This is a genomic window from Acinetobacter sp. YH12098 (assembly GCF_013419235.1).
In the GTDB taxonomy this organism is placed as follows: Bacteria; Pseudomonadota; Gammaproteobacteria; order Pseudomonadales; family Moraxellaceae; genus Acinetobacter; species Acinetobacter amyesii.
In genome coordinates, this window is sequence record NZ_VPAO01000041.1 from 1 (window position 1) to 20,924 (window position 20,924).

The window sequence follows — 20,924 nt, forward strand, 5'->3', positions numbered from 1 at the left end:
CAAGTAACTTGGACCAGTGTTGATCATTTAGCATTGTTCGAGGCATAGCGAGTGTAAAATTGGGTTTGGCGATTTAATTTTACTATCTCGCTATTTTTTTAATCAACAAATGTCAACAGACCCTAATACTCTCAGACATAAGTTCGCATTCATGAATTTTGCTCTATTTTCCAATCAATACGCAGCAAAAATTATTTGTGCCCTTGAACATCATTGAGATTAAAAACCAAAATATAGGCAAAAAAAAGCACTGCAAATGCAGTGCTTTTTTAATGGATACTTACTTTTTCTTTTTAGGACCAAGTAGCATACCCATTTGACGGCCTTCCATTTTTGGTGTTTGTTCAACAACACCATAGTCAACCACGTCAGCTTCAATTTTTTGCAATTGAGCCAAACCTAACTGTTGGTGTGCCATTTCACGACCACGGAAACGAAGCGTGATTTTTACCTTATTGCCTTCTTCAAGGAACTTGATAATGGCACGTAGTTTAACGTTGTAGTCACCAACATCAGTACCAGGGCGTAGCTTGATTTCTTTCACCTGTACTTGATGTTGTTTTTTCTTCGCTTCTTTTTGCTTTTGTTTTAGATCAAACAAATGCTTGTTGAAATCCATGATTTTGCAGACTGGTGGCTCAGCATTGGCAACGATCTCAACAAGGTCAAGATCTACTGCTTCTGCAGCACGCAAAGCGTCAGCAAGAGATACAATCCCTTTTTGCTCGCCATTTTCGTCTACTAGACGGACTTCTTTTGCACGAATTTCATCATTCAAGGCAGGACGGTTTGACTTTCCGCCCTGTTGATTACGGTCAGGCTGTTTAATCGCTTTTACTCCACAATGTACCGGCCGCGTTCGGCTACGGCTGCTTTTACTAAGTCGATGAATGCATCAATTGACATAGTACCCAAATTTTTTCCAGAGCGAGTACGGACGTTTACAGTACCTTCCTCAACTTCACGGTCTCCAAGAACCAATAAGTAAGGAATACGCTCTAAAGTACGTTCACGAATCTTAAAGCCGATTTTCTCATTTCTCAAGTCTGAAATCGCGCGGATACCGCTTTCTTTAAGTTTAGCGACGACTGACTCACATGCTTCAGCTTGTGAATCAGTAATGTTCATCACACATGCTTGAATTGGAGACAACCAAGGTGGCATGAAACCAGCATAGTGTTCAATAAGTATACCAATAAAACGCTCGAAACTGCCAAGTATTGCGCGGTGCAACATTACAGGCTGATCACGGTCGTTATCTTCAGTCACATAAGATGCGTCAAGACGTTCTGGTAAGTTAAAGTCACATTGAATTGTACCGCACTGCCATACACGACCTAAGCAGTCTTTCAATGAGAATTCAATTTTCGGACCGTAGAATGCACCTTCACCCGGTTGAAGTTCCCACTCTAGGCCTGCAGCATCTAAAGCATCTGCTAAAGATTTTTCTGCCATGTCCCAAAGTTTGTCATCACCTACACGTTTTTCTGGACGCGTCGACAATTTCATTTGAACTTCTTCAAAACCAAAGTCTTTATAAACATCTAAAGTCAATTTAATGAAGTCTGCAACTTCAGTACCGATTTGTTCTTTCGTACAGAAGATATGCGCATCATCTTGTGTAAAGCCACGTACACGCATAATACCGTGTAATGAACCCGATGGTTCGTTACGGTGACATGAACCAAACTCAGCTAAACGGATTGGCAGGTCACGGTAAGATTTTAAACCTTGGTTGAAGACTTGCACGTGACATGGGCAGTTCATTGGTTTTACTGCATAGTTACGGTTCTCTGAGTGAGTCGTAAACATGTTTTCAGCATAGTTTGCTGCGTGACCTGATTTTTCCCAAAGCGTGAAATCAACCACTTGCGGTGTACGGATTTCTTGGTAACCATTGGCTTGTTGAACTTTACGCATGTATTGTTCAAGCACTTGGTAAATCGTCCAGCCGTTTGGATGCCAGAACACCATACCCGGCGCTTCTTCTTGCATATGGAACAAGTCTAACGCTTTACCAATTTTACGGTGATCGCGTTTTTCAGCTTCTTCAATACGTTTGATATACGCAGCTAACTGTTTTTTGTCAGCCCAAGCTGTACCGTAAATACGTTGCAGCTGTTCGTTTTTCGCATCACCGCGCCAGTAAGCACCAGAGATTTTAGTCAACTTGAACGATTTTAAGAATTTAGTATTTGGAACGTGCGGACCACGACACATATCCAAGTAGTCTTGATGATAGTACAAGCCCATTTCAGTTTCTTCAGGCATGTCTTCTATCAGACGCAGTTTGTATTCTTCGCCGCGTGCAGTGAACTCTTTGATCACTTCATCACGTGGAGTCATTTTTTTGATGACATCATAGTCTTGGTCGATGAGCTTTTTCATGCGCTCTTCGATTGCTGCCATGTCATCTAAAGTAAACGGACGTGGCATCCAGATGTCATAGTAGAAACCTTCTTCAATGACAGGACCAATGACCATCTTTGCTTCTGGGAACAATTGCTTAACTGCATGACCTACCAAATGCGCACAAGAGTGACGAATGATGTGAATACCATCTTCATCTTTAGGCGTGATAATTTGTAGGCTAGCATCTTCTGTAATTAAATCAGATGCATCAACTAAACGATCGTTTACACGACCCGCAACTGTATTTTTTGCTAGACCAGGACCGATGCTTTGAGCAACTTCCATCACAGACACGGCATGATCAAATTCTTTTTGATCGCCATTAGGCAAAGTGATAATTGGCATATAAAAATCCTTAAGGAGTGATGCCCCGTACAATGGAGCATGTCACCGCGAGATTATGATCGAGGGAGACCCTCAAAAGATAAAAACGGTGGATAAATAAAATTCGACCTAAATTTTACACGCCCTGCCAACTTTAATAAACCTCTAATCCCATAGAAGTTGATTTTTCTGCCGCCTTTTACAAGACTCCTGATAATTCAAACAGATTTCAGCCGAAATGCGCTTTATGCTGTCAACATAATAATCACGTTCTAATTCATAAAATTATTCCGAATTTCGAACACCTATACCCACTGAACTCTCTATGTAGGCAGGTATCATGCAAGCACATTCACTTATATCTTGGTCTAGTTTAAAACCGCTCCAAACCCGCTTATGCCCTTGCAGCCAATGTCGATCTTGTGGTCTTACGGCTCGAAGATGATGATGTAGAACAAGTCGTGGTCATGTATGGTCGCTGTCAGCATCGCGGCGCACTCATGGCCGATGCCCATATTCAAGGAGATAAAATCGTCTGTGGGCTGCATGGCTCTCACTATATTTATAAAACTGGCATCAACCCACGTTATCTGAATAAAAATCTGCAAAAGTTTAAAGCGTGGGTGGAAGGCGATCAGGTGTATGTCGATCTTGAAGAAATTCAAGCGTGGGAAAAAAGAAATCCTCAACAATATAAGCGTGATCAATACCAAGGCCTATATGCTGACTCCGCGCCCGCGCCAGAAGAACCATATAATAAATTGATCTTGGAACTCGCACGAAATGGCTTAAGTAAATTTGGACATCATGGCCCGACAGCGGCAATGGGCGTGCCTTTCAATCAACTTCCGAAATGGGATGATATTCAACTGATCACCGCACAACTGTGGAAAATTCCATTGTTAGATAATGCACCCGTAGCAACCGAAGTGGTGATTGGCCCAAATGCTAAAAAACCTTTAAAACTCAACATTCCCGTGTTTGTGTCAGATATGAGTTTTGGTGCGCTATCTCAAGAAGCCAAAGTTGCCCTTGCAACAGGTGCTGAACTTGCAGGTACAGGCATTTGCTCAGGTGAAGGCGGAATGCTTACTGAGGAACAAGCGGCTAACTCCCGTTATTTTTATGAACTCGCGTCTGGTCGTTTGGCTATGACATCGAAAAAGTCAAAAAGTGTCAGGCCTTTCATTTTAAAGGCGGTCAAGCTGCAAAAACAGGTACGGGAGGACATCTTCCAGGCCATAAAGTGATTGGAAAAATTGCAGAAGTACGTAAATTACCAGAAGGCACCGCTGCTATTTCTCCTGCAACCTTCCCCGACTGGACGCATCTATCACAATACCGTGAATTTGCAGAATATGTCCGAGTAGAAACCGGCGATATCCCGATCGGCTATAAACTCTCTGCACAGCATATTGAACGTGATATTGACGCAGCACTGAGCATTGGTGTGGACTATATTATTTTAGATGGACGTGGCGGTGGTACAGGTGCAGCCCCAACCTTGTTCCGTGACAATATCTCAGTACCAACCATTCCTGCGCTTGCACAAGCACGTCGTCATTTAGACCGTTTAGGACGGTCAGATATTAGTTTAGTGATCACAGGTGGACTTCGTGTACCCGCTGACTTTATTAAGGCACTCGCTTTAGGTGCAGATGCCATCGCGATTTCAAACTCTGCCATGCAAGCCATTGGCTGTTTAGCTATGCGTGCCTGTCAGACCAATGATTGTTCTGTCGGCATTGCCACACAACAAGATCATTTACGTCGTCGTTTAGAAATAGACAAATCGGCACAACAACTGGCGAATTTTCTAAATGCATCTGTTGAACTGATGCAAGTCATGGCTCGTGCCTGCGGACATCATCATCTGAATCAATTCTGCAAAGATGACCTGACCACATGGAAAAAAGAAATGTCGAACCTCACGGGTATTCACTACAGTGGATTTGAGTAAGCTTCAAATCATGAGCTTTTTTCAAAACCATTGAACCTAAAAAGAGTCCATACGGGCTCTTTTTTATTCTCTGAAGGTTTCAAAGGCCATGAATTGAGCGGCTTGGTACAACCAAAGCTGTGCAAATTGAGGGATGATCATTTCACTTTGTGCAGGACGTAAAAAAATATAATCATCTACGTCTATGCTGCTTGTCTGTGGAATTTGCACAAGTTCCTGATTACTACTGCGACCATATAATGCATGGGGCTGACTGCCTTGAGGATAAACATAGTCCCCACGCCAATAACCTCCATAAATAAACACAGCCTGAGACTTTGCCCAACGACTGAGCCATTCTAACTGTGGTAATTCTGTCCTTGGCAACACTTTTAGCACGGGTGCGGCGATCCATAAGGCACTTTGAAAAGCGTGCAATTTTTTCAATTCAAAATCTACGGGTTTTAATAACATCGAGCCAAATGAAACTTCGTTACAGACACTTTGCTGACAATGAAAATTAAAACTAGGACTACCACCACCATTCCAACAGGTGTGTTCATCACAAAAGGTTGGGTAGCGCTGTTCTACATAAGCTTTGAATTGTTGATAACTTTGCTGGGACTGTTGATAAGTCTGTTCAGCAGATTGGATCAGCCGTGGAATCTTCGCCACATGTGCGTCATAGCCCATTAATCCTGAAAATTTTAAATGTTGGGGATGTTGAACGATTACATCCAAAACAGCCTTTAGCTCATCGATCGTTTTCAGACCTCCACGGTGTAGCCCCACATCGATTTCAATATTGATGCGTAGACACAGTTGATGCTGCTCAGCAAATTTGAGGTATTGGGCTAAACGCTGTTCACTATCAATCAGCCATTGCACTTGCGATTGCGTTGCCTGCAAAAATGCCTTGTCTGCATGGTGCAAGGCCTGAATCGGCATCGGTTTTCCAAACAACACATCGGCTTGTGGCATCGACTCGAAAAGTGTTTTCAGATGTGCAAAATGAAATAGCATGAAACGCTGTGTCTTGAGCTGTGTAGCACAGTGTTGAAGCAATGCCATGCACGCCAAGGATTTCACTACCAAGCGCGGATGCAGACTATGTGGTATTTGCTGCTGAGTGATCACCAAGTTGTGATTTAATGCATCAACATCCACGATTAACTGGGGCATCCCCGTCCCGTTTTGCTTTAACAGCGTATTCAACTGTTGAAAATATGCATCCATGCCATCCCCTTTTTCATATCGTTCAATTGGTCTTCAGTGTTTAACCTTCCACGACGCTTATTCAATTAGTAATTGCTGTAGCTCTGGACTGAGCCACTTTTGCTGAGGATCTAATTCTTGTCGAATATTCAAAAAATCTTGCCACTTGGGGTACACATTTTGAAGCTGCCGCGCATTTAGGCTATGCAATTTCCCCCAATGCGGACGCCCGCCATATTTTAAAAAAATCGGCTCCACGAGCTTAAAGATGACTTGATAATCTTGCTTATAGAACTGATGCACCGAAATTGAGGCCGAATCTTGCTGATAAAACGGACTGAGCCAAATATCATCCCCACGTACAAGTCGATATTCTAGCGGGAAAAACATCGGAACCTTATGTCGTCGAAGGGTATGCAAAATTTCTTCTAAACAATTCATCCCGTGTTGCAGCGGAATCTGGTATTCCATCTCATTAAATTTGGTACTTCGAGCAGAAGGAAAAATTCGACTTGACCAGTCTACGTTGATCGAAGGTTTGACAAAAACACCTAATAATTTTTGTAGCCATGGATTCAGTGGTGGAAAAATTCGCGTCAATTCTGCACAAAGTTTGAGTAATACGTCGTCATCTAACCACTGTTCTTTTCGAGGTTGAAGGTTATCTTCCGTCTCATCTAAGGTTTTTAAAATAACCTGATCGGCATGACTAAATGCCCAGAACTCAATATGTCGATGTTCATATTGCCATTGCTGCATATTCTGCAAGACATCTTTCAGCGGACATAATCGCGTCTGTTCTTTGAGTTTATACATCGGTCGGTTTTGCAGCTGTACATGCGTCAGCACGCCTAAACTCCCGAGTGAAACACGCCCTGCTTGGAAAATTTCGCTGTTCTGTTCAGCACTGCATTGTATTAATTCACCCTGCGCGGTTAATAATTCAAACCTCGTAACCAGCGCCGATAAACACGGTAATTCGAGTCCGGTACCATGTGTTCCTGTTGAAATAGCTCCAGCCAAACTTTGACGATCAATATCACCTTGATTAATCAGTGCCTGATCAAAAGACGCGAGCTTCTCCCCCAAATCAAATAATCGTGTACCAGCTTGGACGGTACTTTGGCAGCGTTCTACATCGATATCTAGAATGCCGTTGAGATGATCTAAACTTACTAAGGTATCTGTGGTTTTTGCTAAAGGGCTAAATGAGTGCCCTGCGCCAACCAAGCGAATCTTAGGATGGGATTGCACCACATCCATTAATTGGTCAAGATTTTGCGGTTGTATAAATGACTTCGGGATCGACTTCTGAGCACCTGACCAATTTTCCCATGCAATGTCGTGTTGAATTGTCATATTCATCCTTATCGCCATACTTTTTATTGTATTCAGCCGTATTGTTTTATTTTTGATTTCCGCTTTTGCAATGTTAATGCACAAGCCATCTTGATTTTTTACTTAGATTATACGAAGTTCAGCATCTTCTCAAATTTAAGTTTATTGTTATAAAACAGCAAATAATCCATAAATCAAAGAGATAAAACCATTCGTTTGAAAGCCCTGACAGACTTTTAAGGACGCTCTAGATTATTCGATCAGCATCATTCAAACATTATCAATAAAGAGGATCACACACGGAAATATCTGCAAAATCAGCATAAAAAACCAACAATTATTGTCTATTTTTCAGCTAAATCATTTATTCTAAAAAATCAATTTTGAGAACCATAGGGTTCATTTTCGTCACTTTACTGTTTTTATTTTATTCAATTTCAATCACTTAAAAATTTAGTGTAAATACTCGACTAAAGCATAAATGCAGAGAAGCTGCGGACTGAATTATTGTTAAGTCAGATTTAAAACAAATAGACATGGACTTGGAGTACCACGATGGTTAGCGCATACGATGAATTGCCACGGACCCCGGCAAATTTTGTGGCACTTTCGCCTCTACGTTATTTAGAGCGTGCAGCCTATATTTATCCTGATCAGGATGCCATTATCCACGGCAATCGTCATATTTCATGGCGCCAAACGTATAACCGCTGTCGTCAATTTGCGCATCAATTGCAACAATTAGGCATTGGCAAAAACGACACCGTGTCTGTGTTATTACCAAACGTTCCTGCTATGGTTGAAGCACACTTTGCCGTACCAATGGCGGGTGCAGTATTGAATACGCTAAATACACGCCTTGATGCAAAAACTATTGCCTTCATGCTGGAACATGCTGAAACCAAAGTCCTGTTGGTTGACCCTGAATTCACTCAGGTTGCCACAGAAGCTTTAGCTTTAATCGATCAAGAGATTTATGTCATTGATGTGGCAGATGCTGAATTTGAAGGTACAGCACAACCGATTGGACAAGTCGAATTTGAAGACTGGTTGGCGCAAGGCGATGCCAACTTTGAATGGCACTTACCTCAAGATGAATGGGATGCAATTAGCTTAAGCTATACCTCTGGCACGACAGGGAATCCAAAAGGCGTGGTGTATCATCACCGCGGCGCATATATCAATGCAGCGAGTAACATCATTGCTTGCGGCATGACGCCACGTGCAACGTATCTGTGGACGCTTCCTCTATTCCACTGTAATGGCTGGTGCTTTGCTTGGACGATGGCAGCCAATGGCGGAACCAATATTTGTCTACGTAAAATCGACCCTGAACTGATTTTCAAACTGATCGCAGAGCACAAAGTAGATTATTTCTGCGGTGCGCCAATCGTACTTTCAATGCTGATCAACACGCCTGAAGAGAAAAAAGCGCAATTTGACCATCGCGTTGAAGTGATGGTGGCTGGTGCAGCGCCTCCTGCAGCGATTATTGAAGGGATGCGTAATATTGGCATCAATGTCACACATGTTTACGGTTTGACTGAAACCTATGGTCCATCGGCACTTTGCGCATCGCAAGCAGGCTGGTCTGATCTTTCCATTCAAGAACAAGCACAGTTGCATTCTCGCCAAGGTGTGCCATACCCGCTTCAAGATGGCATGAAAGTCATTGATCCTGAAACCATGTTACCTGTTCCGCATGATGGCCAGACCATGGGTGAAATCATGTTCCGTGGCAACATCGTAATGAAAGGTTATTTGAAAAACCCTGAAGCAACGGCTGAAGCTTTTGCCGGTGGTTGGTTCCATACCGGTGATTTAGCCGTCTGCCAACCCGACGGTTATGCCAAAATTACTGACCGCTCTAAAGATGTGATCATTTCAGGGGGTGAAAATATTTCATCGCTCGAAGTGGAAGAAATTCTGTATCAACATCCTGCAGTACTGACCGCTGCAGTGGTTGCAAAACCCGACCCTCGTTGGCAAGAAGTGCCTTGTGCCTTCATTGAATTGAAAACAGGCAAAGAGGCAACACCTGAAGAACTGATCGAATTCTGTAAACAACATCTTGCACGTTTCAAAGTACCTAAAGATGTAGTGATTACCGAAATTCCAAAAACCTCGACAGGTAAACTTCAGAAGTTCGTTCTCCGTGAATGGGCTAAAGAGCGCGCTGTTGGTGAATTTGGTTAATATTCAAACTCAAAAGCCAAGCTTGAATTTTTCAATACTCAAGCAAAAAAAAGCGACCTGATCAGGTCGCTTTTTTGATGTGAAATTATAGACATCACGTTTTGCTTCAATGATCAGATCATGTTGAATTATCTGATCATTGAGCTATCTAAGCACTTGGCTATCTAATAAGGCATTAGTTATCAGATAATAAAGCCACTTGTTGAATGTAGTTAAACAATTTCAACTTTGACGCAGTCAGTTCTTCTTCACTTACATTTTTTGCTATATCACGTTGAATACGCAAAATATGCTGACGAATAGGATGATGTTCAGCAGCATTATGTGCTTTCATGAACTCTTTAATGACTGGATCACCTTGGGCAATCATACGTTCAGTCCAGCGTTGAAGCTGCGCTGTTTTTTTCGCACCTTGCTGTGGGGTTAAATAAGATAAAATCATGGTTTCATCTTCATTACGCAGCAATTTACCTACACGTTGAAACTGACGGCGTCGTGCTTCATGTGAAGTAATTGTTTGTGCATCTAGTAGTGCTTCGATCAGACGCTCTTCAACAGGAAGATTTTTAATCTGTTTAGGATTCAGTTTTGCAAGTTCCTCGCCCAAAGCAGCCATACGTTGTACAGCTTTCTTTTGCTCAGTTTTACTTGCACGTCCTTCTAAGGATTCAAAGTCTTCTTCGGTATAGCGATTCGGTCGACGTGCCACGTTTAATCTGCCTCGTAAAATTTTGCCGCAAACAGTGCTTGAATTTCAGATAAAGCTTTTTCTTCATCTGCACCTTCAATCACTAAGCGTAAAGTTGTGCCCTTGCCTGCGCCAAGCATCAGCAAAGACATAATATTTTTGGCATCTACTAATTTTCCACCCTTACCAATTTGAATCGACGAGCGAAATTTGGTCGTGACTTCGATTAGCTTGCCAGATGCACGCGCATGTAAACCCAGTTTATTAATTACGTCAACAGTTGTGTCGATCATGACCAGTGCTTCATTTCTCTATGTAGAACCTGAATAGACCATTTTGCCTCAAGTGCTTTTTTTAGTCTATCTACGATATATACCGAACGGTGTTGCCCACCTGTACAACCGATCGACACCGTCATGTAATGACGATGCCCTTCGGCAAATGCCGGCAGCCATTTATCCAAGAAATGATAAATATCTTGGAACATTTCATTGGTTTGTTCACTTTGTTGTAAAAACTGACGAACTGGCTCATCTAATCCTGAATACTTACGTAATTCCATATCCCAGTGCGGATTGGGCAAATGACGGACGTCAAAAACATAATCTGCATCGAGTGGAATACCATGCTTATAGCCAAAAGACTGTAAGATCAAAATTAAATTATCTGCCTGTCCGAGTTTAGACAGCAAGGTATGTTTTAAATCATGTACGCTCTTATCTGTAGTATCAATATGTACTGTCGAGCGTAATTGAATCGGCAACAGTAAAGATTTTTCTTCCTGTATACACTCATTTAAACTTTTGAAACGACTTGCCAACGGATGGGGACGTCGAGATGAACTGAATCGCGCAATCAATTCCTGATCACGCGTGGTCAAATAAATAATATCGACTGAGCCATGGCGTTGTAGCTGTTGAAAAACCAAATCGAACTCTTGTAAATCTGCACGTGTACTGCGGACATCCACACCCAGTGCCAATTGTTCAAGATTATTTTCTGAATCGAGTTTTTCAACAATTTCGGGGAGTAAGGCCAATGGCAAATTATCGATACAGTAATAACCCAAATCCTCAAGTATCTGTAATGCAGATGACTTTCCAGATCCAGATTGTCCTGTAACAATTAAAATGCGCTTCATCGCTTGCTACCCCATAGCCGTTTTAAACTGCAGTATATTTAACCTGCATATTATCAATAAGACGTGTTGCGCCTAATTTAGCCGCAATAAACAACACCACGTCTTGATCAAATTCTTCAATTTTCTGTAATTCAGGTGTACGTGCTTCAACATAGTCCACAACAAAACCCGCTGCTGTCAATGTTGCTTTAATATTCGCTAACACATCTGCCAGTTGAGTTCCAGCATGTAATTCTGCCTCAGCCGTTTTCAAGCTTTGGTAAATCGTTGGTGCAATCGCACGATTTTCCGCACTTAAATAACCATTACGTGAGCTCAATGCTAAACCATCTTCGGCACGAGTAATCGGCACACCAATCACTTCTAGTGGAATATTTAAGTCACGTACAAACTGACGAATCACTGCAAGTTGCTGGTAATCTTTTTGCCCAAAGAATGCAAAATTCGGTTGAACAATATTAAAGAGTTTTGTCACAACAACAGCAACACCGTCAAAATGACCCGGACGCTGTTCGCCACACAAATCATTGGTAATGCCGCCCACGCTAATATTGGTTAAGCGCGGTTTGTTGCCATACATTTGTTCAACAGTCGGCGCAAACACGATGTCACAACCCACTTCAGCCAATAAGTGCTGATCTTGTTCCAAAGTACGTGGATAGTTGTCAAAGTCTTCATTTGGACCAAACTGAATTGGGTTAACGAAAATACTCACCACCACGACATCACACAGTTTACGTGCTTCACGAACTAAATTAAGGTGACCTTCATGCAAGTTCCCCATCGTTGGTACAAAACCAATGATTTTGCGCGCAGCACGTGCTGGATTTAGCGATGCACTTAAACCTTGAATCGTTGTTTCAGTTTTCATGTCTTACAGCTCAATTTGGAATGTATGTTCTTTGGCAGGGAAACTACCATCAAGTACGGCAGTATGATACGCCTTAAACGCATCCACAATTGCTGTTTCCCCTGCTTGCTCTTTCATAAAGTTGCGAACAAATTTCGCCACGTGACTAAACGTCAGTCCCAACATATCTTGTTGAACCAAGACTTGAGCATCCGTTTCTGCACCGGCACCGATCCCAATCACAGGTGTATTTGGGAATAATTCACTAATTTCTTTACCCACTTGGGCAGGAACACATTCCAAAAGTAAAATTGCTGCACCTGCATCAACCACAGCTTTACAATCTGCAATGAGTTGATCCGCGGTTTCGCGTGTACGTGCTTGCACTTTATAACCGCCAAACACATGAACCGATTGCGGAGTTAACCCTAAATGCACACACACTGGAATACCATTACGGGTCAATACTTCAACTGTTTCTGACAACCATGCACCACCTTCCAATTTGACCATCTGTGCGCCTGCTTGCATCACAGTCTTTGAATTTACTAAAGCGTCATTCAAAGTGGCATAGGTCATAAAGGGCAAATCAGTCAAAATAAACGCATGTTTATTGCCACGACGCACTGCTGCAGTGTGATATACCATATCTTCAACAGTGACAGGTAAAGTCGAGTCATTCCCTTGAATGGTCATCCCCAATGAATCACCAATCAGAATACTATCGACTTCAGCAACTTCCATTGCTTTTGCCATGCTCGCATCATAGCAAGTCAGGCAGGAGAATTTGCGGCCTTCCGCTTTAAATTTTTTCAAGTCACTTAGACTAATCATTTCAATATTCCTCAGATGACGGCTTTCTCAAGTGGTCATACAAAAATTAAAGATGGGCCCAGTTTCCTGCATCCAATACAGTTAAATTTGGATTATTCAAAATAGGTAAATCTTTTAATGGTTGTCCTTTAATCTGTAGATTCTCATCTAAATCCAACAAAGGTTTCAACACAAAATCACGTTCTAAAACACCAACATGAGGCACCGTCAAACGTTCATTTTGAATGTGCTGTTCACCATAAATCAGTAAATCTAAATCCAGTGTACGCTCCCCCCAATGACGTAGGCGTACACGCCCCGACTCTTGTTCAAAGCGTTGCAATTCATCTAACAAAGCCAAAGGTGCTAGATCCGTTTCTAATGCAACCGCTGCATTTAAATAATTCGGCTGATCTTGTGGACCCATTGGCGGACTTTGGTACAGTTGTGAGACTTTCACTGTACCGAGTGTCGCAAGTTTATGCACCGCTTCACTGAGGATCTGTAGAGAATCACCTAAATTACTGCCTAAACCAATATATGTCAGCGTCATTGTGTTGGCCCAAAAATAACCTGAGTCAAATCTCGTTTCACACGTTTACGTTTTAAAATCGGATGATCTGCACCAATTTCACCACTGGCTGACGCTGCCACGATTGACACTGTCGCTGGACTGTTGGCATGTGATTTAGGCTTACGTTGACGGCGACTTCTGCTTTCTGGTTCATTCACCAGCGGTTCAATTTCAACTTGCTGATGTGCAGAAGTTTTGGCTTCCACATCTTCATGCGCCGCTTTACGACGACTCTTGGCACGTTGACGATTGTATTGGCTAATTGCCAGTTCTTTTTCGTCAGTGCTCATCTGCTGATAAGCATCCCACCACTGGCCCATACCTTGCGTGCTTATATCGCCCGATTTTTCACGCAGCAGCAGAAAGTCAAAGCCTGCACGGAAACGTGCATGACCTGAAAGTGCTTCAATTTGCTGTGGTTTTGGATTCAGCAAACGGGTTTGCATTTCCCAAACTTCACGAATAAATGTTTCGGCAAAGCGTGGAATAATGGTTCGTGTAGCCTGACGTTTCAATACATCTAAGCCTGCTTGAGCACGTGCTTCAGCAGGAACCACACCTTTATTCAGATAGAACGTACAACGTTCTTGGAACGGAATCCACAATAACACGGCATAGAAAAATGCAGGGTTAATGGTTTTCCCAATCGAAATACGTTGATCGGTATTTTTTGCAGCCAACTCAATAAATGGGGTTACGACTGGTTTGATATCTGCAAATAATTGATACCAAATACCAAAATCGATCAGCATCGGTAAGACGCGATTGAGATGCCCCATGGTAAAGAGCTTTTGTGACTCATCGTATAAACGATGTGGAGACACATCACGCAGCAATTGAGTAAGTTCTGGAGTAAAGACTTCCAGAATTTTTTCATCAATATTAAAGTTTAATTTGGCTGCAAAACGTAAAGTCCGAAGCATCCGGACAGGATCTTCTTCAAAACGTAATTGTGGATCACCCAATAAACGCAACGTTTTATGCTTAATGTCATCTACTGCATGACAAAAATCTAGCACTTCACCTTTGCGTGGTTGGTAATACATTGCATTGATCGAGAAGTCACGACGTGCAAAGTCTTGCTCAATCGTCCCCCAATTATTATCACGTAAAATCATGCCCGCAGCAGAAGTCACGGCTTTTTTAGGTGGCGCACGGAAGGTCGCAACTTCGATCAGTTCACGTCCTGAGTAGACATGCGCCAGCTCAAAACGACGACCAATAATTCGGCAACGTCGCCCGAAGACTTCTTTCACCTGAGCTGGTGTCGCATTAGTTACGGCATCAAAATCTTTAGGTGCATGACCCAACATTAGGTCACGGACACCGCCACCCACGATATAAGCTTCATAGCCTGCCTTAGTTAAGGCATCAATCACATCTAAAATGGAAGAAGGTAATTGTGCGGTTGATAAACCACATTTGGACGCGCGCAAAGTTTGCAAAAGACGCTGTCTCCTACGTCTGAACGTAAAATTCTTAAGATGTCGCTAATGATATCTCTAACACAATCAAAGGGCAATTTGATTATCTCAATGCTCAAGCTGAGCTTAACCTAATTCTTTTTTTTACACTTCACTTAAAGTGCCAATTTTGCTTTATTTTTAGCAAACAGCGCAGGACCGATTCCCTTAACCTGTTGAATATCATCAATGCTTTTAAATAAGCCATTACTTTTACGATATTGCACAATTGCTTCTGCTTTTTTCTGACCAATTCCATGTAATGTTTGCAGTTCATCGACTGAGGCTGTATTTAAACGTACCTGATCTGTTCGACTATTTTGTTGGGTGCTGGGTCGTGACAAATAATAGTTGGCATTGCTAGGCGCAGTTGTCGCTTTTGGCTTCGAGGCCTCAGATTGCTTTTTTAATTGTTGATCTTTGGCTTGTTGCATGGCTTTCCATTCCGCGTAGCCCGAAGGGCTTTGCGCAAAAGTTAAATCTGCCATTAAACTCAAAACCAAGACAAGAAGTTGCGTAAAGTATTTATTCTTTAGGGTGTGGTACATATTTAGCCTGTTGTTTTAATTGTTGTTTTGCCTGTTCCCATAACTGATCCATTTCAGTCAGGGACAAGTCTTCTACATGTTTTTGTAGTAATGTGGCCTGTGCTTCAATATAAGCAAAGCGGCTTCTAAATTTATGAATGGTACTTAAAAGTGCCATCTCACTTGAGATGCCAATCTTACGTCCAACATTCACCAGAGAAAATAAGCAATCACCAAATTCATCAAATATTTCGTCGGATTTTTTGCCTGCTAAGGCCTCTTTTAATTCCCCCAACTCTTCCTCAAGCTTGCCATAGGCCCCTTCAATATCTGGAAAATCAAAGCCTATTTTCGCCACATTTTTTTGAATTTCATCTGCTTGGCTTAATGCAGGAGCATGTTTAACCTCATCTAATCTAGATGCTGATTTCCCCGCTTTTTCTTGTTGTTTAATCTGTTTCCATAGTGTTGCCACATCATCCGCATTGAGTGCTGAGAATTGCTCTGCCTGAAACACATGGGGATGACGGCGAATTAATTTATCTGTAATGGCTTGCACCACATCTTGAAAATTAAACGCGCCTTGTTCGCTATACATCTGCGACTGAAAAACCACTTGTAGTAATAAATCTCCCAGTTCATCTCGTACATCATCACTCTGACCTGAACGAACTGCCGCTTCCACTTCATAGGCCTCTTCGATGGCATAACGAGTCAGACTTTCTGGGGTTTGCTTTTGATCCCATGGACATTTTTCACGTAATTCTTTCATCACTGCTAATAATTGTTCCATGTGAACTCCAGCTATTTACTCATCAGTACATTGTTTCGATTACAGAATTTGATATGCTCAAAATTCACTCAGGGAATGAGCAACTCAATTCAGGGAAGCATAACATGCAAAGTATTTTTATTAGCGGTGCAGGACAAGGGATTGGTGCAGCAATTGCACGACTGTTCATACAACAAGGCTATAAAGTTGGGCTCTACGACATTAACCAATCTCAAGTCACCTCATTAGCTGCTGAACTCGGTAGCCATGCCAAAGCTGGGCTTTTAGATGTGACACAACCAGAGCAATGGCAAAGCGCTTTAGCAGAATTTGTTGCTTGGGCAGGTCAGCTGAATATCTTAGTCAATAATGCCGGAATTCTGCATTCAGGCAGCTTTGAACATACGGAACTGTCTGCACACCACCGAACAATTGATATCAATGTCAAAGGGGTGATAAACGGTTGCTATGCGGCATTTCCCTATTTAAAACAAAGCAATTTTGCTCGTGTGATTAACCTCTCTTCAGCTTCAGCAATTTATGGACAAGCAGATTTAGCCAGCTATGCCACATCTAAATTTGCTGTACGTGGGTTCACTGAAAGTTTGGATATTGAATGGCAAAAATACAATATTCGCGTTTTAGATGTGATGCCTTTATTTGTTCAAACCGCGATGGTGCAAGACATGGATGCACAAAGTATTAAGAAAATGGGCGTCAATCTTCAACCGAGCGATGTCGCTCAGCAAATTTATGCCTTGGTACAAAAACGGGATTCGGTCTTAATGGCCACACATACACCTGTAGGGATGAAAGCTAAATTTTTATTTAATTTATCGAAGTTTAGCCCGCAATTTGTCAACCGCTTAAGTAATATTTGGATTGCACAAAAACCCAAATAGCAACGTGTTACTAATCATTTAATTTTGCAATCATTTTTGTACGCAAATTACACAAAGTTACACAATTGTCACATTTTAACAGGACAAAATTCCTTTTTTTGAATAATATTCACCCGCCCATTACTTTCGGGCGTTTATTTTCTAACAATAAAAGTGAATTATTTCATGAAAAAATTACTTGTTCTTGCAACTGTTACTTCTATTTCAATTTCTGCTTTTGCTACAACTCAATTCGCATCTTCAGAATTAAAAGCGATGGATTGTGCAACTCTTGCTGTTGAAAAAGCGAATGCTAAGCGCTCTTTAGAAGCTGCTGACAAAAACATTGCAAACATCCAAGCATCTGCTCAAGCGCCAGGCAAATCATTGAGCAAATTTGCTGGTTTAGCAGGTGGCGCTCTTGCTGCTTTCGGTGGTAACTCTGAAAAAGCTGCTCGTGCAAGCAACATTGCAAACAGCTTGGCTGGTGAGCAAGATACTTCTGATGCAGGCAACCTTGAACTTCAACAAGCGAACAAATCTGCTGCTCAAGCAAACATCGACAACATTGGTATCTACCAAGGTTCTAAAAAATGCAAAATCTAATCTAAAGCCAGTTTAGATTGATTTTCAAAAAAAAGCCCTGTTCAGCCAGAACAGGGCTTTTTTCATGGTGATTTATATGTCATACCGATTTATAAGACATTCAACTCAATATTAGGCAAATGAAAACCTCGGCAAGATTGTTCACTTTGCCATGCCACCGTCAACATCACATGCGGCAGTTGAATATTCTGATAAGCAAAAGTGCCAATTGCGGGATGACTACACATCCCACCATTCTGCTCAGGATGACACTGTGTATTCAGTTCATTCAGGTTCACTCGAATCCCTAAACCTGATGCTTTAAGTACCGCCTCTTTGGTGGTCCAAACTTTAAACCAAAAATCAGGATCATGCTCAAAGTTCTCCCAATTGAGCAATTCTTCGGGATGAAAGCTATGTTGAGCCATCGCATCAAAACGAACTTTTCGATTTAAATCCTCAATATCCACACCAATATTGGCGATTTTTTCACTGCTGGCCAATACATAATGCTGCTGGCTATGACTATGATTAAAATGAAAATGTGGCAAATCAGGAAGAAAAGGCTTACCAAACGCAGACTTTGAAAAATCTGAATTTTCAACTGACCTATTTAGCCGCTGCCCGAGTAATTGATTTCGATATTGGTAAATGGCTTGTTTACGCACGGCAATTACCTCTTGACGACTCAAGCCATGCGGCTCCACAAAGAAGTCAGTAATTGCACTATATTCAAGCTGAATTTTCGCCATAAGTTATTGATCCAATATCTTTTACACTACGTCCATGACGCTATATTTTATGCGACTCTCCGACACAAAATACACCACAATACAGATGAGCGCATCGGTCCTTTGACTTATCGAGATTTTAAAACTCAGTTTAAAAATATTTCAAAACACTTAAGAAATATTAAATATTATAAATACATTCAAATACTTAAGTATAATAAATATTTTAAATACATCTTCAATTAGATAAAATACTCTAGATTCTTATAACTTTAATTTAAAACTCGGGGTAAACCAGATGCTAAGAAAAATCACCTTAATCAGTTCACTTTGTGTCCTACCATGTTTCGCTCAAGCAGGTTTATTGGATGCAGCTGTTGCAGTGATGGGTGCCAAAAATGGCGCGATTATGGACCAAGCTGAAGCTCGTATGAATCAAAGCCGTCAAGAAGCTGCCAATGCCGTGGCTCAAGCAGACCGTGGCTATGCCTCAAATTTCAATCAAGCTAGCCAAACCAACAATAGTGTTTATAGCACCAGTTATTTAAAAACCTTGGATTGCACAGACCTGAGCGTTGAGCGTAAAACTTTCGAACGTACATTGGAAGCATCACAACTGGCATTAAGCCAAGCGTCAGCACAGCAAAATAACCAAGTTTCAAAATGGGCGGGGCTTGCTGGTAACGCGCTATCCGCATTTTCAGGTCAATCTGAAACAGCGGCCCGTATGGGACAATTTGCTACGGCTTTTTCGGGCAATAAAAATACCCAACAGGATAGCAGCAGCGCACAGCAAGCCATGGAAATTGCTCAAGCTAACCTGGATAATATTGATATTTACCGCCAAGCTAAAAAGTGTAAAAACTAATTTCTACATCTTTTTAGATAAATAAAGTGAAATAAAAAAGCCTGCATATCTGCAGGCTTTTTTTGTTCATCTAAACTTAGCGTTTGAATTTCTTTTCCGCTTTTTTGAACTTCTGAACATAACGACGTTTACGTGCAGCCGTACGCTCATCGATTTGCGACTTACGACCCTCAAATGGGTTATCAGAGGTTTTAAATTCAATTTTGACTGGCGTACCTTCAAGTTTATAAACTTTACGGAACACGTTTTCTAGGTAACGACGATAGTCATTTGGCGTTTTATCGACTTTGTTACCATGAATCACAATCGTCGGTGGATTTTGTCCGCCCATATGTGCATAACGCATTTTGATACGACGACCTTGAACCATTGGTGGTTGGTGTGCATCAGTTGCATCATTCAAGATTTGAGTAATCTTCGCAGGTGATACTTTCAAATGAGAAGAATCATAAGCACGGTGGATCGATGGATAAAGATCACCAACACCTGTACCGTGAAGTGCAGAAATTAAGTGAATTTTTGCCCATGGAATAAAGTCAAAACGACGTTCAACATCTAATTTACATTGTTTACGGTCGTAGTCAGACATGTTGTCCCATTTGTTGATGGCAATCACCATCGCACGGCCTGCTTCAAGCGCATAACCAATCAAATGCAAGTCTTGCTCAACGATCCCTTCACGTGCATCCACAACAATAACCACAACATGCGCATCTTTCATCGCTTGTAAAGTTTTCACAATCGAGAATTTCTCGATCATTTCGTCCACTTTACCTTTACGACGTACACCCGCAGTATCGATTAATGTGTATTTACGGCCATCACGTTCAAATGGGATATAAATCGAGTCACGTGTAGTACCCGGTTGGTCAAATGCAACCACACGGTCTTCACCCAACAAACGGTTCACTAAAGTCGATTTACCCACGTTTGGACGACCAATAATCGCTAAACGTAAGCCAGTGTCTTTATCGTGTTGTTCTTCACTTTCATCTTCAGGCACTTCAGCTAACACTTCTTCAAGCATTTGCTGAACACCACGACCATGGCTGGCAGCCACTTGAAGTGGTTCACCCATACCCAATTTGAAGAATTCAACTAAAGCTGCTTCGGCATGAACACCATCAACTTTGTTGGCAACAAGATAAACTTTTTTACCTAGCGTACGTAAGTCACGTGCAATTTGCTCATCAGATGCCAATAAGCCTGCGCGCGCATCGACCACAAAGACAATAATATCTGCTTCATTAATGGCAGTTTTTGACTGTTCTGCCATGTACGAGTCGATACCGCCCTCAGTTTCGCCAATACCCCCAGTATCAACGACGATGAAGGATTTATTTTGATAAGTCGCGTCACCATACTTACGGTCACGAGTCAGACCTGCAAAGTCAGCAACGAGAGCATCACGGCTCTTGGTTATCTGGTTAAACAACGTTGATTTTCCGACGTTCGGACGACCAATGAGCGCAATTACGGGTTTCATAGATTAACCTTTATTCCAGATCAGCCAGTTTGGTCTGGTCTGAACATCAGAAAGCTTAGGAAGAATGGAAATAGGATAAATGCCTAAAATAAATAAAAACACGGGGCATTGATGATTCAAT

The 20,924-nt window shown here is 41.8% G+C and carries 19 protein-coding genes and 1 pseudogene; 5 read left to right on the plus strand and 15 right to left on the minus strand.

Features of this window, described 5'->3' with window-relative positions:
* Window positions 1-280: 280 nt before the first annotated feature.
* Both infC and thrS read right to left on the minus strand, forming a co-directional pair.
* Window positions 281-829, minus strand: coding sequence for a translation initiation factor IF-3 (gene infC, locus FTU38_RS13130; protein ID WP_078192643.1), 549 nt, complete (start codon window positions 827-829; stop codon window positions 281-283).
* Window positions 830-834: 5 nt separating this feature from the next.
* Window positions 835-2,757 (minus strand): threonine--tRNA ligase, encoded by a 1,923-nt coding sequence (thrS, locus tag FTU38_RS13135; protein WP_180007231.1) that lies wholly within the window; start codon window positions 2,755-2,757, stop codon window positions 835-837.
* Window positions 2,758-3,158: 401 nt separating this feature from the next.
* Here thrS and FTU38_RS16880 point away from each other — a divergent pair.
* Window positions 3,159-4,696, plus strand: a pseudogene (locus FTU38_RS16880) (glutamate synthase-related protein).
* 63 nt (window positions 4,697-4,759) lie between these two features.
* Here FTU38_RS16880 and FTU38_RS13145 read toward each other — a convergent pair.
* Both FTU38_RS13145 and FTU38_RS13150 read right to left on the minus strand, forming a co-directional pair.
* Window positions 4,760-5,911 (minus strand): alanine racemase, encoded by a 1,152-nt coding sequence (locus FTU38_RS13145; protein ID WP_180111453.1) that lies wholly within the window; start codon window positions 5,909-5,911, stop codon window positions 4,760-4,762.
* Between the two features lie 57 nt (window positions 5,912-5,968).
* Entirely contained in the window at window positions 5,969-7,249 is a 1,281-nt protein-coding gene (locus FTU38_RS13150; RefSeq protein ID WP_180111482.1) for a D-arabinono-1,4-lactone oxidase, read from the minus strand.
* Between the two features lie 534 nt (window positions 7,250-7,783).
* On the opposite strand from FTU38_RS13150, the gene FTU38_RS13155 reads away from it, so the two are divergent.
* Window positions 7,784-9,424 carry an acyl-CoA synthetase gene (locus FTU38_RS13155; protein WP_180089855.1) on the plus strand — a complete coding sequence of 547 codons (1,641 nt, stop codon included), beginning with the start codon at window positions 7,784-7,786 and terminating at the stop codon, window positions 9,422-9,424.
* A 175-nt stretch (window positions 9,425-9,599) separates the two neighbouring features.
* On the opposite strand, the gene yjgA is transcribed toward FTU38_RS13155, so the two are convergent.
* From yjgA to mazG, 9 genes are all read right to left on the minus strand, one after another.
* The gene (gene yjgA, locus FTU38_RS13160) at window positions 9,600-10,133 is read right to left on the minus strand and encodes a ribosome biogenesis factor YjgA (protein WP_078189593.1); all 534 of its coding nucleotides are present in this window, start codon (window positions 10,131-10,133) and stop codon (window positions 9,600-9,602) included.
* 2 nt (window positions 10,134-10,135) lie between these two features.
* Entirely contained in the window at window positions 10,136-10,405 is a 270-nt protein-coding gene (locus FTU38_RS13165; protein WP_067763492.1) for an HPr family phosphocarrier protein, read from the minus strand.
* Complete coding sequence (gene rapZ / locus FTU38_RS13170) at window positions 10,402-11,253, minus strand: RNase adapter RapZ (protein WP_180011688.1); 852 nt, start codon at window positions 11,251-11,253, stop codon at window positions 10,402-10,404. The genes FTU38_RS13165 and rapZ overlap by 4 nt, the downstream gene beginning before the upstream one ends.
* A gap of 22 nt (window positions 11,254-11,275) precedes the next feature.
* Complete coding sequence (gene panC, locus FTU38_RS13175; RefSeq protein ID WP_078192648.1) at window positions 11,276-12,124, minus strand: pantoate--beta-alanine ligase; 849 nt, start codon at window positions 12,122-12,124, stop codon at window positions 11,276-11,278.
* Window positions 12,125-12,127: 3 nt separating this feature from the next.
* Window positions 12,128-12,937 carry a 3-methyl-2-oxobutanoate hydroxymethyltransferase gene (gene panB, locus FTU38_RS13180; RefSeq protein WP_180020987.1) on the minus strand — a complete coding sequence of 270 codons (810 nt, stop codon included), beginning with the start codon at window positions 12,935-12,937 and terminating at the stop codon, window positions 12,128-12,130.
* A gap of 46 nt (window positions 12,938-12,983) precedes the next feature.
* Complete coding sequence (gene folK / locus FTU38_RS13185; protein ID WP_180005386.1) at window positions 12,984-13,469, minus strand: 2-amino-4-hydroxy-6-hydroxymethyldihydropteridine diphosphokinase; 486 nt, start codon at window positions 13,467-13,469, stop codon at window positions 12,984-12,986.
* Window positions 13,466-14,935, minus strand: a complete 1,470-nt coding sequence (gene pcnB / locus FTU38_RS13190; RefSeq protein WP_180111455.1) for a polynucleotide adenylyltransferase PcnB — start codon at window positions 14,933-14,935, stop codon at window positions 13,466-13,468. The genes folK and pcnB overlap by 4 nt, the downstream gene beginning before the upstream one ends.
* A gap of 134 nt (window positions 14,936-15,069) precedes the next feature.
* Window positions 15,070-15,441: a ComEA family DNA-binding protein gene (locus tag FTU38_RS13195; protein WP_257225722.1), complete on the minus strand. Its 372-nt coding sequence runs from the start codon at window positions 15,439-15,441 to the stop codon at window positions 15,070-15,072.
* A gap of 37 nt (window positions 15,442-15,478) precedes the next feature.
* Window positions 15,479-16,273, minus strand: coding sequence for a nucleoside triphosphate pyrophosphohydrolase (mazG, locus tag FTU38_RS13200; RefSeq protein ID WP_180111460.1), 795 nt, complete (start codon window positions 16,271-16,273; stop codon window positions 15,479-15,481).
* A gap of 104 nt (window positions 16,274-16,377) precedes the next feature.
* On the opposite strand from mazG, the gene FTU38_RS13205 reads away from it, so the two are divergent.
* On the plus strand, window positions 16,378-17,154 hold the full coding sequence (locus tag FTU38_RS13205) for an SDR family oxidoreductase (protein ID WP_180111462.1): 777 nt from the start codon (window positions 16,378-16,380) through the stop codon (window positions 17,152-17,154).
* A 165-nt stretch (window positions 17,155-17,319) separates the two neighbouring features.
* Window positions 17,320-17,739, plus strand: coding sequence for a hypothetical protein (locus tag FTU38_RS13210; protein WP_180111464.1), 420 nt, complete (start codon window positions 17,320-17,322; stop codon window positions 17,737-17,739).
* Between the two features lie 89 nt (window positions 17,740-17,828).
* On the opposite strand, the gene FTU38_RS13215 is transcribed toward FTU38_RS13210, so the two are convergent.
* Entirely contained in the window at window positions 17,829-18,470 is a 642-nt protein-coding gene (locus FTU38_RS13215; protein ID WP_180111466.1) for a 4'-phosphopantetheinyl transferase superfamily protein, read from the minus strand.
* Between the two features lie 277 nt (window positions 18,471-18,747).
* Here FTU38_RS13215 and FTU38_RS13220 point away from each other — a divergent pair, with 277 nt between their 5' ends.
* On the plus strand, window positions 18,748-19,317 hold the full coding sequence (locus FTU38_RS13220; RefSeq protein ID WP_168378459.1) for a hypothetical protein: 570 nt from the start codon (window positions 18,748-18,750) through the stop codon (window positions 19,315-19,317).
* A gap of 76 nt (window positions 19,318-19,393) precedes the next feature.
* Here the strand turns inward: FTU38_RS13220 and der are convergent, their stop codons facing one another.
* Window positions 19,394-20,803 (minus strand): ribosome biogenesis GTPase Der, encoded by a 1,410-nt coding sequence (der, locus tag FTU38_RS13225; RefSeq protein WP_078189606.1) that lies wholly within the window; start codon window positions 20,801-20,803, stop codon window positions 19,394-19,396.
* Between the last annotated feature and the right edge of the window lie 121 nt (window positions 20,804-20,924).